Raw genomic sequence first — 13,603 nt, 5'->3', positions numbered from 1 at the left:
CGCTCGGCTGCGAAGCAGTCGTAAACCCTTTACATGCGGTTTAACTTTGAAATGCCGGGGTCGCTGCGCGACCCAACGGGAGCAAGCTCCCTCGCCACAGAAGCCCCTCTCCACAACAAACCCGCTCCCACAAAGAGTGCGGACTTATAGCGCTTTGATCCAGAACAGCATCCGGCCGTGCGCCGGGTCGAACATGCCGGGTGAAAAACCGAATTTGCCATACGACGCCTGGGCCACTGGATTGCCTTCCAGTACTTCCAGGGTGATTTTGCAGCAGCCGCGCTGGCGTGCGATGTCCTCGACTTTTTGCAGCATCTTCTGGCTCAGCCCCAACCCGCGAAACTTCGACACCACGACCACATCGTGCACGTTGACCAATGGCCGACAGGCAAAGGTCGAAAAGCCTTCGAAGCAATTGACCAGCCCCGCCGGCTCGCCACCAACAAACGCCAAGACACTGAAAGCATGGGGGCGCTTGGCCAGTTCCCCCGGCAGTTGTTGCAACACATGGGTGGGCAACGACTGACCGCCACCCATCGGGTCTTCGGCGTAGTGGTTCAATACAAGACAAATCGCCTCGGCATGTGTCGGGTTGCTGTAACTGGCCTGAAGCACAAGAATTCCTGCGGATTCCATTTCCACCCTCGATCACACATGAAGTTGCCCCAGTTCGCTTCTTGCGCACTGAAAGGCCCTGCGACCTTATCGCGAGCGCCGGGGTACCGACAACCGGATTCCGTTGTAATTTCGCACTCTCAAGCGCCCCAGATCAGTGCCTCGGTCCATCCCAGCTCGGCAAAGTCCTCGGCCCTCAACCTCGCCTCACCGGCACAGAAGAACTCGTCCAGTTGCGGCGGCTTGACCGAAGTGCCGCTGAGCATCGCGTGAACCTGCCCGCGATGGTGAATCTGGTGCTCGAACAGATGGGACAGCAGGCGTAATCGGCTGTCGTGTTGCGGGGTATCGCGCGCAATGGTCACGATTCGCCCGAGCTCTGTGTCACGCAATTGCTCGCAGTAGGCGATCAGTCGACGGTCGACCAGGGCTTGCTCGCGCTTGAGATCGGCAGCGTCGGTGAACGGCTCGTCCTCGTTGAAAAACACATAGCAATCGGGATGCGGCTCGTCACCGCGCAACTCCCGCTCCAGGGCATCCACATAGAACCAGTCGCACGTCAGAATGTGGTTGAGGGTCGCGCGCAGGCTGGGGAAGAAACTGACTCGCGGCGCCGACAGCTCAGCCGGGCTCAGTTGCATCCAGGCCTTGGCCAGTCGGTGATTGGCCCAGGCATTTTGATAGGCCATGGTCAGCAAATGGTGGGACAAGGGCTGATTCATGTTCACTTCTCCCGAACATCAAGCCTCGGCAAAACGTTTTAGCTGCATCTCCTGCAAACGGCTGAGGGTGCGGCGAAACGGGAACTCCAGATAGCCCTCGGTGTACAACGCCTCCATCGGCACCTGCGCTTCGAGGTACAGCGGCACCTTGCGGTCGTAGCATTCGTCCACCAGAGCAATGAACCGCCGCACACCGTCGTCATGCACCGATAACTGCGGCAACTCTCGATCCCCCGCCGCCACCCGCTCGACACCGTCTTCAGTGCCGCGGGCGATGCGCCCTTCGCGTTTTTGCGCGCTGAGATTGGGCACGTCACTCAACAGAATAGCGCTGAAGGTGTCGCACAGGGCCATGAAGTCCATGGCGGCAAAAGGTTGCTCGCAGACCTCGGCGTAACGACACCAGAGCACAGTTCGACTGGCCTGCATGACATTGACCGAACGGTAGCCGATCTGCACCGGAGCGCTGGACGGCGACTGGCCGACGGTCAAGGCCTTGAACACGTCGCCGAGGGCAGCGGGCTGACCCGGAACGTTAACCCAGTAACGCTGCAGACCGGCGCCGGGGTGCAGCCGATGATCTTCCCCACCATCCACCGCAATCACCTGCATGTGTTGCTTGATCGCGGTAATCGCCGGCACGAAGCGGTCGCGGTTGAAGCCATCGGCGTACAGCTGATCCGGCGGCTGGTTGGAGGTGCAGACCACCACCACGCCCTGCTCGAACATCACCTGAAACAAGCGCCCGAGTATGATCGCGTCACCGATGTCGTTGACGAACAGCTCATCGAAACACAACACCCGCACTTCCTGGCTCAGCTCGCGGGCCAGGGCCTTCAGCGGGTCGGCGGTGCCGGTCAATTGGAAGGAGCGCTGGTGCACCCAGCCCATGAAGTGGTGAAAGTGCTGCCGCCGTGCCGGGACGCGCAGGTTTTGATAGAACTGATCCATCAACCAGGTCTTGCCCCGCCCGACCGGGCCCCAGAGGTACACGCCGGTGATGGGCGCGCGGCCTTCATGCAAGGCTTCGTGGCATTTTTGCAGCGCCCACACGGCATGTTCCTGGGCTTCGTCCTGGACGAAGCCCTTCTGTTCGATGGCGTGTTGCCAGGCGCTTAAGGGAGAGTCGACATTCATGCGCGGCAGTATAGGCAAAGCGCGATTCATGTGGGAGCGCCGGGTTATAGCGAGATGTCCAGCCGGGCGATCTTGCCCTGTTCATTAAGGCGGAACATGTAGCGCAGTTCCAGCGGGCTGCCGGGAAAGGTGCCGGAGATCAGGTTGTGTACCAGCACTTTGCCGGTGCGCTGCTGAACGTCAAGGACCTCGACCCGCGGCTGATAACGTTGCGCGGTGTCTTGCATCCATTGGGCGATGGCTTGCGTACCGACCTGATGCTGCCCTTCCTCGAATACGTTGGCATCCTCAGCGAAAAAACTGGCGACCCTCGAGGTGTCGCGAGCATTGGCGGCAGCAATGTAGGCGGCGATGGCAGGGGCCAGTGAAGAGGCTGGACTGGACATGTTTACGGCTCCTTGTGAGTTGATTCTGGAGCCATGCTAAAACAAGCCAGTGTCAGTTCTTGTCAGGAGTGAAACGCCCTGCTTCGTCAAGTTGCATCTGCTTGCGCCAGGTGCGCAACAGGTCGCTGCGCCGCCCCGGGTAGCGCTCCCCCTGTTCACCGGCTGCCGAGATCCGGTCGGTGCGGAACGTGCGATAGGCACTGCGTAACTCACACCAGGCGACGATGATCCGCACTTCATTGAGAAACCCCAGGGCCAGTGGCCAGATCAACCGTTGGCTGGGCACCTGGTTGGCGTCCGCATAATCGATGTGCAGCTTGGCCTGATCGCGGATGGCCTGGCGAAACACATTCAATGGCACGGCATTTTGCGGATAGCCATATCCCGGCGGGCCCGGCAGCACCGTCGGGTTACGCAAGGCGTCCTGGGCCGTCGGGTCGAGCACCGCGGCGATTTTTGCCAGGGCATCGGCCGCGGCTTTGCTCAAGACCTCATCGCCACGCTGATCCACGTAGCGCAAACCGAGCACGATGGCTTCGGTTTCATCGGCATTGAGCATCAAGGGCGGCAGAAACAGACCGCTGCGCAACACATAGCCGATCCCCGCCTCGCCAAAAATCGGCGCGCCGAGCGCGGTGAGTTCAGCGATGTCGCGATACAGCGTGCGTTCGGAAATCTCCAGCTCGCTGGCCAATGTCGCGGCAGTCACCGGACGTCTTTTGCCCCGCAGCACTTGCAACAAGGTCAGTAAACGAGTGGTTCGCGACACGGTCGGCAGGCTCCTTTCTGGAAGTCGCCGGAGCTTAGCAGAGGCTGCTGTCAGAAAGTGGCAGTAGCGATAAGTCTGACGCAGCCCGCTCCCACATTTTCGCTTGTTACCGATCGACCTTATGCCTGGCCGCATACAAACACAGCATTTCCATGGCCAAGGTTGCCGCGGCCAGTGAGGTAATGTCCGCGTGGTCGTAGGCCGGTGCCACTTCCACCACGTCCATTCCCACCAGGTTGATCCCGCGCAAACCGCCGAGGATCTCCAGCGCCTGCACCGTGCTCAAGCCGCCGCACACCGGCGTTCCGGTGCCCGGCGCGAAGGCCGGGTCGAGGCAGTCGATGTCGAAGGTCAAATACACCGGGTGATCGCCGACCCGCGCACGAATCGCCTCGACGATCGCCTCGCACCCTTGCCGATGCACCTGCCGCGCATCCAGCACCTGAAAGCCCTGATGATCGTCATTGGTGGTGCGCAAGCCGATTTGCACCGAACGCGACGGATCCACCAGCCCTTCCCTGGCCGCATGCCAGAACATCGTGCCGTGATCGACGCGCTTACCCTCTTCATCCGGCCAGGTGTCGCTGTGGGCGTCGAAGTGAATCAATGACAACGCGCCATGCTGGCGGGCGTGGGCCTTGAGCAGCGGATAACTGATGAAGTGATCGCCGCCGAAGGTCAGCATTGCGCAACCGCTGCTGAGGATGTGCCCGGCGTGGGCTTCGATGCTTTCCGGCACTGATTGCGGCGTGCCGTAATCGAAAGCGCAATCGCCGTAGTCGATGACCGCCAAGTGATCGAACGGGTCGAACGTCCACGGCCAATGGCGCTCCCAGGCAATGCCCGTGGACGCCGCCCGAATGCCGCGCGGTCCGAAACGCGCACCGGGGCGGTTGCTGGTGGCGGTGTCGAACGGCACGCCGCTGACCACTACGTCGACGCCACGCAAATCGCGACTGTAACGACGGCGCATGAAACTGGTGATACCGGCGTAGGTGCTTTCGGCGGCAGTCCCGTAAAGACTGTCGCGGGTCATGGCCTGATCGTTCTGTGCAGGGACATCCATGGGTGTGTTCCTTATTGTTGGCTTATTGGCGGCTACGGAAAGTGGTCCACAGACGGGTGCGCTGACGCATGTCCTTGAGGCTCATGCTGCGGTCGGCGTACAGCCGCTCACGCACCTCGCTCTGCGGGTAGATGTCGGGATCGCTGCGCACCGCTTCATCCACCAACGGCGTCGCCGCCTGATTGGCCGTGGCGAAGAACAGCGTATTGGTCAGCGCCGCAACGGATTCGGGGCGCAACATGAACTCGATGAAGGCTCGGGCGGCCTCGGGGTGCGGCGCGTCCTTGGGAATCGCCAGGTTGTCCTGCCACACCAGCGTGCCTTCGCGCGGAATGCGGTACGCCACCTCGAACGGTTTATTGGCCTTGCGCGCCTGATCGGCGGCCATGCTCGCGTCACCGTTGTAGGTCAGCGCCAGGCAAACGCTGCCATTGGCCAGATCGTTGATCTGCCGCCCGGTGGCGACGTACAGCACCGACGGCTGTAGCTGACGCAACAGGGCGTCGGCGGCTGTCAGATCAGCCTTGTCGGTGCTGTAGGGATCTTTACCCAAGTAATGCAGCGCCAGGCCAATCACCTCTTGCGGCGAATCGAGAATCGCGATGCCGCAGTCTTTGAGCTTGCTGGCGTATTCGGGCTTGAACAGCAGGTCCAGGCTGTTGAGCCGGACGTTGGGCAAACGTTGTTTTACCGCCTCGACATTCATCCCAAGCCCGAGCGTACCCCAGGTGTAAGGCACGCCATAGCGATTGCCGGGGTCGACCACCGCCAGTTTTTCCAGCATGTCCGGGTCGAGGTTGGCATAACCCTTGAGACCATCGTGAGGAATTTCCTTCAGCGCTCCCGCCGCCAGGCCGCGCGCCAGGACACTGGACGACGGCACCACCACGTCGTAACCGCTGCCGCCGGTGAGCAGCTTGGTTTCCAGCACTTCCGGCGTATCAAACGTATCGTAGCGAACGTGAATGCCGGTTTCCTTTTCGAAGCGCTGCAAGGTCTCGGGCGCCACGTAATCGGCCCAACTGTAGAGATTGAGGACTTTTTCCTCAGCCTGGGCCGGCACGGCCATGGCGAGGAACAGCGCGGGTAAACACAGCTTGAAGAGCGGAGCCATGACGAACACCTGACCGGAGGAAGTGGTTGCAGGATGCGTCGTCAGTTACATTGGAAAAATACCAAGTTAGTTATCCTGACTTTATTGCGGAGTAATGTTTGATGCTCGGTCAACTGCATGATCTGGACCTGCACCTGCTGCGCCTGTTTGTCAGCGTGGTGGAATGCGGAGGCTTCAGCGCAGCCCAGGGTGACCTGGGGCTGAGCCAGTCGAGCATCAGCCAGCAGATGGCCAAGCTCGAAACCCGGCTCGGTTATCGCCTGTGCAGTCGCGGCAAGGGCGGGTTCAAGATCACGCCCAAGGGCGAACAGTTGCTCCTTGCCACCCGCGCCTTGTTCGAATCAATCGAAGCGTTCCGCCATCAATCCAACGGCGTGGCCGGACGCTTGATTGGCGAAGTGCGCCTGGGTTTGTCCGAAGCACTTGATCAGTCGGTGCTGCAACGGGTGGCCGAGGCGATCCGACGCTTTCGCGAACGGGACGAATCGGTGCGCATCGAGTTGATCAGCGCCATGCCCGGCGAAATGGAGCGGCTGTTGCTGCAACAACGACTGGACTTGGCGATTGGCTATTTCTCACAGGCGCAAAGTGCTTTTGACTACCGCGAACTGTTCACCGAAACCCAGCACCTGTACTGCGCCTCCGGGCATCCGCTGTTCACCGATGACGCCCCTGACGATCAAGCGCTTCAGGCCTGCGACCGGGTCGATCACCCCTACCGCTTCCTGCGCAGCGATGAGCCGTTTCAGGGGAAAATGTGTTCGGCGCGGTCCGAGCAGGTCGAAGGCACCCTCGCCTTCATTCTGTCCGGCAAGCACGTGGGTTACTTGCCCAACCACTTCGCCCGTAGCTGGGAAGAAAAAGGGTTGCTGCGTGCCGTGCGCCAGGGTGATATGAGTTTCGAAGTGGCGTTCCACCTGGCCCGCCATCGCGCTCAGGTGCCGGGGGATGCGCAAAAGGCCTTTGAAGAGGATCTGCTTGCGGCGTTCGCGGCGCCCGTTTGATCTCCTGTGGCGAGGGAGCTTGCTCCCGCTGGGCTGCGAAGCGGCCCCAAAATCGGCCAGTCAAACCGCATATACCGGGTTTGCGACTGCTGCGCAGCCGAACGGGAGCAAGCTCCCTCGCCACAGGTTTTGTGTATGCCCCCTGTACCGTTTAGCGTTGCCCTCGATGCCCACGGCTGGCATCCTGCGCACCCTTTTCCGACCGGCCCGCCTTCTGGCACGCACCTGACCATGACCGCAGCTGAAAAAAACGCTTCCCCACGCCACAACGATCTGATTTACGGCCTCGACGACCGCCCTCACCTGACCGCCACGGTCTTCGCCGCCCTGCAACATGTACTGGCGAGTTTCGTCGGCATCATCACCCCGACGCTGATCATGGGCAGCGCCCTGGGCCTGCAAAGTGAAGTGCCTTATCTGATCAGCATGGCGTTGTTCGTCTCGGGGCTGGGCACGTTTGTGCAGGCGCGGCGGTTCGGTCCGGTCGGCTCCGGCCTGTTGTGCCTGCAAGGCACCAGTTTCTCGTTCATCAGCGTGATCCTCAGCGCCGGGTTCATGGTCAAGGCGCGAGGCGGTGGCACCGATGAAATCCTTTCGACGATTTTCGGCGTGTGCTTTTTCGCCGCGTTCATCGAAGTGGTGTTGAGCCAGTTCATTGGCAAGCTGCGGATGCTGATCACCCCGGTGGTGACCGGCACCATCATCACCCTCATGGGCCTGTCGCTGATCAAGGTCGCCATGACCGACATCGCCGGCGGTTTCGGTGCGACAGATCTCGGCGCGGCCAGCCACTTGGCGCTGGCGGCACTGGTGCTGGGGACCATCGTGGTGTTGAACCGGGTGGACGTGCCGTTCCTGCGCCTGGGAGCAATCGTCATCGGCCTGGCCCTCGGTTATGCGGTCGCGTGGTTCATGGGTCAGGTCGATTTCGCCAGTCTGCCGGCCGTGCCGCTGATGAGCGTGCCTGTGCCATTCAAGTACGGTTTCTCCTTCGATTGGGTGGCGTTTGTGCCAGTGGCGGTGATTTTCCTGGTGTCGCCCCTGGAAGCCGCTGGTGACCTGACGGCCAACTCGATGATTTCCCGGCAGCCGGTCAAAGGACCGGTGTATATCCGTCGGATCAAATCCGGCCTGCTGGCCGACGGCCTCAACTCGGCCATGGCGGCGGTGTTCAACAGCATGCCGATGGTGACCTTCGCCCAGAACAACGGCGTGATCCAGCTCACTGGCGTGGCCAGCCGTTATGTGGCGTTTTTCATTGCCGGTTTGTTGGTGCTGCTGGGCTTGTTCCCGATGATCGGCGCGGTGCTGCAATTGATGCCGAAACCGGTGCTCGGCGGCGCCGAACTGGTGATGTTCGGCACCGTGGCGGTGGCCGGGATCAAGATCCTCGCCGAGGCCGGCCTGCATCGGCGCAACATGCTGATCGTGGCGATTTCCCTCGGTATGGGCCTGGGTGTCGCGGCGGTGCCTGAAGTCTTGCGCGAGCTGCCGAAGGCGCTGCACAACATCTTCGAATCGCCGATCACTGTCGGTGCGTTGTGCGCTATCGTGCTGAATATCTTCCTGCCCGAAGAGTTCATCGAGCTGGAAGAAGACGAGTTCGACCCGGAAGCCTCGGTGCTTCAGGTGATGCAGAACCCGGATGTTCCGGCCAAGGGTGAACCCGCGTCGCCTGTGGTTGTCGCACAGTTGAACCGTCCGTAATGCTCAAAGGCCGAGCTTTGAGCGGTTCGGCCTTTTTCTTTACGAGAATATGTTCATGCGCAGATTGCTAGCCCTGTCCCTATCCCTTCTATTGCTCTCCCTGAGCGCCTGCGCCTTGTTCCCCAGTCGCGACCCGCTGCACATCAATGTGGTCGGTATCGAGCCGCTGCAAAGCCAGGAACTGGAAGTGCGCTTCGCGGTAAAACTGCGCGTGCAAAACCCCAATGAAACCGCGATCGCCTACAACGGCGTGGCGCTGGATCTAGAGGTTAATGGCCGACCACTCGCCTCCGGTGTTAGCGACCAGTCGGGCTCGATCCCGCGATTCTCCGAAGCAGTCATAGTGGTGCCGGTGAGCATTTCGGCGTTCACGGTGCTGCGTCAGACCCTCGGGTTGAGTCAGACGCAGACACTGGACAATCTGCCGTACGTGCTTCGGGGCAAACTGGCGGGCGGCGCGTTCGGCACGATGCGTTTTGTCGATCGCGGCAAGCTCAGCCTGCCGGGTTCGACCTCCGGCACCTGGTAACGCCCCGCTAGGTAACGGGGTCGATCACCTGCGTCACACAATGCTTGAGCCCTTCTACGTGCCAGTTGGCCCACAGTCGGGTTTTGCCGTTGCCGCCTTCATCCGGCTCTATCGCCAGCCAGTTTCGAGCGGCGATCAGGTAACGGCCCCTTGCGCCGACGGGCAACATGGTTCCGGTGATGCCGTAGTCGATCTGTTCCTGGTTGCCACCGATGGACTCCAGAAAGTGCACCGCCAACACCGGCGGCGCAGGATGGACGACGCCGGTGGAAATCAATTGGTAGATTTTCCCTGCGCCATCGATGCCATGCCGGGGCAACTTCGATTCGATCACACAGGCCCCGGCCACATGAACATCGCCAGACACCAGCGTGACCTTGCATGATCGGGCTTTGGCGAAATCCAGCAGCCGCATGATCAACCGCTTGCGTTCACTGCGGTGCGGCAGGCTTCGCCAGTGGTCGCGCAAATCGTCCTCGAGCTCCTGTTGCCCCGACATCAGGTCCAGCGCCTTTTCAGCGGCCTGTAAATCGAGGTAACCCACCGGAATACTCGACATCAGCAACAGGTGCTTGTGCGCAGGGACCTTGTCCAGCCAGGCATAAATCGCATCCCAACTGACCGGGGAAATCACCCGGGTTTGTTGGGCCTGCGGGGTGGTCAAGTCCGGCGCACGTTCGCTGCGCAAATCGGGAACCAGCAATGCCAATTCGCCCAGGCCGGTGAACCCCAGGTGAAAGCCGTCAGCGGTGCCGGGAATCGCGCACGGATGAGTATCAGCAGACGGTTTGAGGTGAGGATGGGTCTGGATCAGTTGCTGCTGGAAAATCCTGAAATAGCGTTTGGCCGTGGCGAACAGCCCCTGGAAAACTGGGCTTGAATGCAATATCTCATCGTAGGAACCCCAGCCATCGATGATGTCATGGTCATCCCACATCATCACCGTCGGAATGGCGCCGAACACCTTGGCCATCTCGGGCTGTTTCCAGCATTCCAGGTAGAGCCTGGTGAAAAACTTGTCCAGATCGGCTTCGATCACCTTGCTGTAGGCTGCCTTTTGACGGTCGGCGAAGGGTTTGGCGAACCATGTTTTCATCGACGGCACACTGCTGCGCATGTCGTCGCTGTAAACCTGATCGCCGCCCATCAACAGCAGATGGTAGGGCTCGCCCTGGTGAGCGCCCCACATGTGCTCCCAACGCTCGTTGTTCCGGTCTACCTTCTCCATTTCCTTAGGGTCGGAGAAACCGTTGCACGACACATACGCAATGCGCGGCGACTGGCCCTTGGCCGGAACGACGAAGTTGGCCTGCGCACCGTCTACGGTAACCGTGTAACTGGTGGCAACGGCCTGATCCTGCGCCGCTTTGAAATCGATGCGCCAGACCCGGAAATTAGGGTTGAGCAGCGGGATATCGGCGATGGCCAAGGGTGTACTGGCAGTGACGCCCTTGGGTACTTTTACTGTGGGTGGTGGCCCGCCCAAGGGTGAAACCACCAGGGCAGATACGTTGTAGACGTTATTGTTGATGCCACGAAACTGCAGAATCGGGCCGAGTAACAAACTCATGGGCAGTCCATCCGTTGACAGGGGTGTGAACACCTGAAGACTAGACGAAGCGCACTCATCAGTCATGCCTACCCTTGTGGCGAGCGAGCTTGCTCGCGCTGGGCTGCGTAGCGGCCCCAAAAATCTGACAACCACTGCGAGTTTTTGTGAGTGCTACGCACTCAAGCGCGAGCAAGCTCCCTCGCCACAGGTTTATGCGTTGAACCGCACGCCCGGTTTGGCTCGCTCATCCACCGTCAACTCAAACACGTCCGGGCGCGCATAGTGGCCGACCACGTCGTAGTCGTAACGGGCGCGGATCAGGTCATCGGTGTCGATTTCCGCAGTCAGCAATCCCGCCTCGTCGCGCAGTGGCCCGGCGAGAATGTCGCCCATTGGCCCGACAATCACGCTGCCGCCGGCAATTAACGGGCGCTCCGCTGGCCAGTTGGCGATGTCCACGCCCAAGGCTTGCGGCGAGTCCTGAACCTGACAGGCGCTGACCACAAAGCAGCGTCCTTCATGGGCGATGTGGCGCATGCTGACCTGCCACATTTCCCGCTCGTCCACGGTCGGCGCGCACCAAACCTCCACGCCTTTGGCGTACATCGCGGTGCGCAGCAACGGCATCATATTTTCCCAGCACACCACCGCGCCGATCCGCCCGACCTGGCTGTCGATCACCGGCAAGGTCGAGCCATCGCCCTTGCCCCAGATCAGTCGCTCGGTGCCGGTGGGCATCAGTTTGCGGTGCTTGGCAACCAGCCCTGCCTGCGGGTCGAAATACAGCGCGGTGCAGTACAAGGTGCTGCCGGCGCGTTCGATCACACCGATCACCAGGTTGGCCTCAGTGCGGGCCGACAAACCGGCCAAGGCATCAGTTTCGGCACCGGGTACGTCGATGGCGTTGGCGAAATACCGGGCAAAGGCTTCTCGACCTTCCGGCAGTCGATAGCCGAGTTGCGTGCCGAAGCTTTCGCCTTTGGGGTAACCACCGAGCAACGCCTCAGGCATGACCACCAGCGCCGCGCCGGATTCGATAATGGCGGTTTCCCAAGAGAGGATTTGATCGAGGGTATCGGCCTTGCCGCCGGGCAAGGCGCCGATTTGCAGGGCAGCAACGATTGACTTGAGCATTACGGTGGCTCCGTCGGTAATGAGGTGTTGCTCATTCTCCGGCGCCACAGGATCATGAATAAAGCCCGATTCACTGCTGAATGATATGAACCAAATGAATATCGCCACCGTCGATCTCAACTTGCTCAAAGTCTTCGAAGCGCTGCATGAGGAGTCCAGCGCCAGCCGTGCCGCGCTGCGTCTTGGTGTGACGCAATCGGCGGTCAGCGCGGCATTGCGCCGGTTGCGCGAGGTGTATGGCGATCAGCTGTTCGTGCGAACCGGCCGGGGTCTTGCGCCGACGCTCAAGGCCAACCAGCTGAAACCGGTGGTCAGCGATGCGCTGAACAAATGCCGGCAGAGCCTGGCGATGGTCGATCCGGCGGCCCATCATTACGACGGACGCTCGGTCACGGTGGGCTTGTCGGATGATTTCGAAATCGCCTATGGGCGACGTTTGATCGAAGAGATCGCTCACCGTGCGCCGAAACTGCGGCTGATCTTTCGTCAGACCCACAGCCAGATCGTCGCCCGGGCCTTGATGGAACGCAGTATCGATCTGGCGATCACCGCAGGCGGGTTTGCCGAGCGGCTGCTCAGCCGTCAGGTGCTGGGTGAAGGGGGTTATCTGTGCCTGGTGGATCCCCTCAGCCTGGCCGAGGGGCAACAAATCCTCAGCCTTGATGAGTTCGTCGCCCGCGAGCACATTCTGGTGTCTTCGGGCGGTTTTATCGGGATTACCGATGAAGGTCTGGCGGCGCTGGGATTGAGTCGGCGGGTATGCGCGTCGACCACCCACTTTGCCGCGTTGCCGTATCTGCTCAAGGGCAGTCAGGCGGTGGCGACCATTCCGGCCCATGCGGCGCAAAGCATTGCGGCGCTCAGTGGACTGGCGTTGCTGCCCTGCCCTTTGGCGCTGCCGCGTTACCCGATCGAACTGGGCTGGCGCACCACTACGCAGCTCGATCCGGTGGTGTTGAAAGTGCGCGAAGCGATTGCCGCGATCTTCTCGTAGCGTGCGGGAACGGGAATGCGTGCGGGAAGAATAGGGTCAGTTTACTTGGCAGCCATCAAGCGATTGACTTCACTGCGCACCATGTTCGCGAATTCCGGCGGCGACATGCCGTCGAGTTCGGAGCGTACCCATTCCGCCCATTTGCCTTTGCGCTTGGCGCGCTCACCGAACAACCGTGCGGCTTCGCCCTTGGCTTTGCCCAGGTTGTTTTGCCAGAGTTCGAACAGACGGGATTTTTCATCTTCAAGCGCCGCGCGCTCGGCAAGGGGTTTGTCGGCCAGATTGAAGCTCATGGGGAATTACCTGCTGCGTAAAATAGGCGACATCTTACACTGTAGGAAGAAATGTCCTGCGCTGGATTTTGCTTCAGGGTTACGCCACCGCGCAAAATAGCTGCAACTTTCTCAATTGCCGCAGACTCCATTGCTCACTGTCCATTCACTGTAAGGAGTACACCAATGGCCCGCAAAACCGCCGATCAAGTCGCCGAGGATCAAATCAAGGATCAGGTCTTCAGCGAGCTTCAGGCCCTGATCGAAGAGTCGGAAAAACTACTGAAAAGCAGTGCCTCACTGGTCGGAGAAGAAGCGGACACCCTTCGTGGGCAAATCGCCCAGAAACTCCAGCAGGCCCGAAGCTCAGTCTCCAGCGTTCGTGACCGGACCAAACCCGCGGTCGACGCCACCGAAACCTACATCGGCGGTCATCCATGGCAAACCGTGGCCATCTCTGCGGGTTTCGGCCTGGTGGTTGGTCTGTTGTTGGGCCGGCGTTAAGCGAGAAACATCGTATCTGTAACTGAACCTGTAGGAGCCAGGGTTGGGGGGGGGGGGGGGGGGGGGGGGGGGGGGGGGGGGGGGGGGGGGGGGGGGGG

General features: G+C 60.8%; 15 protein-coding genes. 5 read left to right on the top strand and 10 right to left on the bottom strand.

Annotated elements, in window-relative coordinates; genetic code table 11:
• Positions 1-144 precede the first annotated feature (144 nt).
• The 7 genes from AC1RO5_RS08620 to AC1RO5_RS08590 all read right to left on the bottom strand — a co-directional run bounded on the left by AC1RO5_RS08620 (position 145) and on the right by AC1RO5_RS08590 (position 5,809).
• Complete coding sequence (locus tag AC1RO5_RS08620) at positions 145-636, bottom strand: GNAT family N-acetyltransferase (protein WP_493174505.1); 492 nt, start codon at positions 634-636, stop codon at positions 145-147.
• Positions 637-755: 119 nt separating this feature from the next.
• On the bottom strand, positions 756-1,337 hold the full coding sequence (locus tag AC1RO5_RS08615; protein ID WP_493174503.1) for a DinB family protein: 582 nt from the start codon (positions 1,335-1,337) through the stop codon (positions 756-758).
• 18 nt (positions 1,338-1,355) lie between these two features.
• A complete protein-coding gene (gene zapE, locus AC1RO5_RS08610; protein ID WP_493174768.1) occupies positions 1,356-2,474 on the bottom strand; it encodes a cell division protein ZapE in 1,119 nt (372 codons plus the stop codon).
• A 44-nt stretch (positions 2,475-2,518) separates the two neighbouring features.
• Entirely contained in the window at positions 2,519-2,860 is a 342-nt protein-coding gene (locus tag AC1RO5_RS08605) for a nuclear transport factor 2 family protein (protein ID WP_493174500.1), read from the bottom strand.
• Positions 2,861-2,912: 52 nt separating this feature from the next.
• On the bottom strand, positions 2,913-3,629 hold the full coding sequence (locus AC1RO5_RS08600) for a helix-turn-helix transcriptional regulator (protein ID WP_493174498.1): 717 nt from the start codon (positions 3,627-3,629) through the stop codon (positions 2,913-2,915).
• A 106-nt stretch (positions 3,630-3,735) separates the two neighbouring features.
• Entirely contained in the window at positions 3,736-4,695 is a 960-nt protein-coding gene (speB, locus tag AC1RO5_RS08595; RefSeq protein WP_493174496.1) for an agmatinase, read from the bottom strand.
• Positions 4,696-4,717: 22 nt separating this feature from the next.
• Positions 4,718-5,809, bottom strand: a complete 1,092-nt coding sequence (locus tag AC1RO5_RS08590; RefSeq protein ID WP_493174494.1) for a polyamine ABC transporter substrate-binding protein — start codon at positions 5,807-5,809, stop codon at positions 4,718-4,720.
• Positions 5,810-5,910: 101 nt separating this feature from the next.
• Here AC1RO5_RS08590 and AC1RO5_RS08585 point away from each other — a divergent pair, with 101 nt between their 5' ends.
• The 3 genes from AC1RO5_RS08585 (at position 5,911) to AC1RO5_RS08575 (ending at position 9,049) form a co-directional block, all read left to right on the top strand.
• The gene (locus AC1RO5_RS08585; protein ID WP_493174492.1) at positions 5,911-6,813 is read left to right on the top strand and encodes a LysR family transcriptional regulator; all 903 of its coding nucleotides are present in this window, start codon (positions 5,911-5,913) and stop codon (positions 6,811-6,813) included.
• A gap of 231 nt (positions 6,814-7,044) precedes the next feature.
• Positions 7,045-8,520 carry a nucleobase:cation symporter-2 family protein gene (locus AC1RO5_RS08580; protein ID WP_493174490.1) on the top strand — a complete coding sequence of 492 codons (1,476 nt, stop codon included), beginning with the start codon at positions 7,045-7,047 and terminating at the stop codon, positions 8,518-8,520.
• A 55-nt stretch (positions 8,521-8,575) separates the two neighbouring features.
• A complete protein-coding gene (locus tag AC1RO5_RS08575) occupies positions 8,576-9,049 on the top strand; it encodes an LEA/WHy family protein (RefSeq protein ID WP_258668556.1) in 474 nt (157 codons plus the stop codon).
• A 7-nt stretch (positions 9,050-9,056) separates the two neighbouring features.
• On the opposite strand, the gene AC1RO5_RS08570 is transcribed toward AC1RO5_RS08575, so the two are convergent.
• Both AC1RO5_RS08570 and AC1RO5_RS08565 read right to left on the bottom strand, forming a co-directional pair.
• Positions 9,057-10,619: an alkaline phosphatase D family protein gene (locus tag AC1RO5_RS08570; RefSeq protein WP_493174488.1), complete on the bottom strand. Its 1,563-nt coding sequence runs from the start codon at positions 10,617-10,619 to the stop codon at positions 9,057-9,059.
• A 192-nt stretch (positions 10,620-10,811) separates the two neighbouring features.
• Positions 10,812-11,735, bottom strand: a complete 924-nt coding sequence (locus tag AC1RO5_RS08565; protein WP_493174486.1) for a carbon-nitrogen hydrolase family protein — start codon at positions 11,733-11,735, stop codon at positions 10,812-10,814.
• Between the two features lie 85 nt (positions 11,736-11,820).
• Between AC1RO5_RS08565 and AC1RO5_RS08560 the strand changes: the two genes are divergently transcribed.
• The gene (locus AC1RO5_RS08560; RefSeq protein WP_493174484.1) at positions 11,821-12,729 is read left to right on the top strand and encodes a LysR family transcriptional regulator; all 909 of its coding nucleotides are present in this window, start codon (positions 11,821-11,823) and stop codon (positions 12,727-12,729) included.
• Between the two features lie 41 nt (positions 12,730-12,770).
• Here AC1RO5_RS08560 and AC1RO5_RS08555 read toward each other — a convergent pair whose 3' ends face one another.
• Positions 12,771-13,022 (bottom strand): hypothetical protein, encoded by a 252-nt coding sequence (locus AC1RO5_RS08555; RefSeq protein WP_007937833.1) that lies wholly within the window; start codon positions 13,020-13,022, stop codon positions 12,771-12,773.
• Between the two features lie 165 nt (positions 13,023-13,187).
• Here AC1RO5_RS08555 and AC1RO5_RS08550 point away from each other — a divergent pair, with 165 nt between their 5' ends.
• Complete coding sequence (locus tag AC1RO5_RS08550; protein ID WP_493174482.1) at positions 13,188-13,505, top strand: ElaB/YgaM/YqjD family protein; 318 nt, start codon at positions 13,188-13,190, stop codon at positions 13,503-13,505.
• The last annotated feature ends 98 nt before the right edge of the window (positions 13,506-13,603 follow it).

The organism is Pseudomonas sp. GW822-FHT02G04 (genome assembly GCF_058802085.1).
This window is presented reverse-complemented; position numbering and strand designations above follow the sequence as displayed.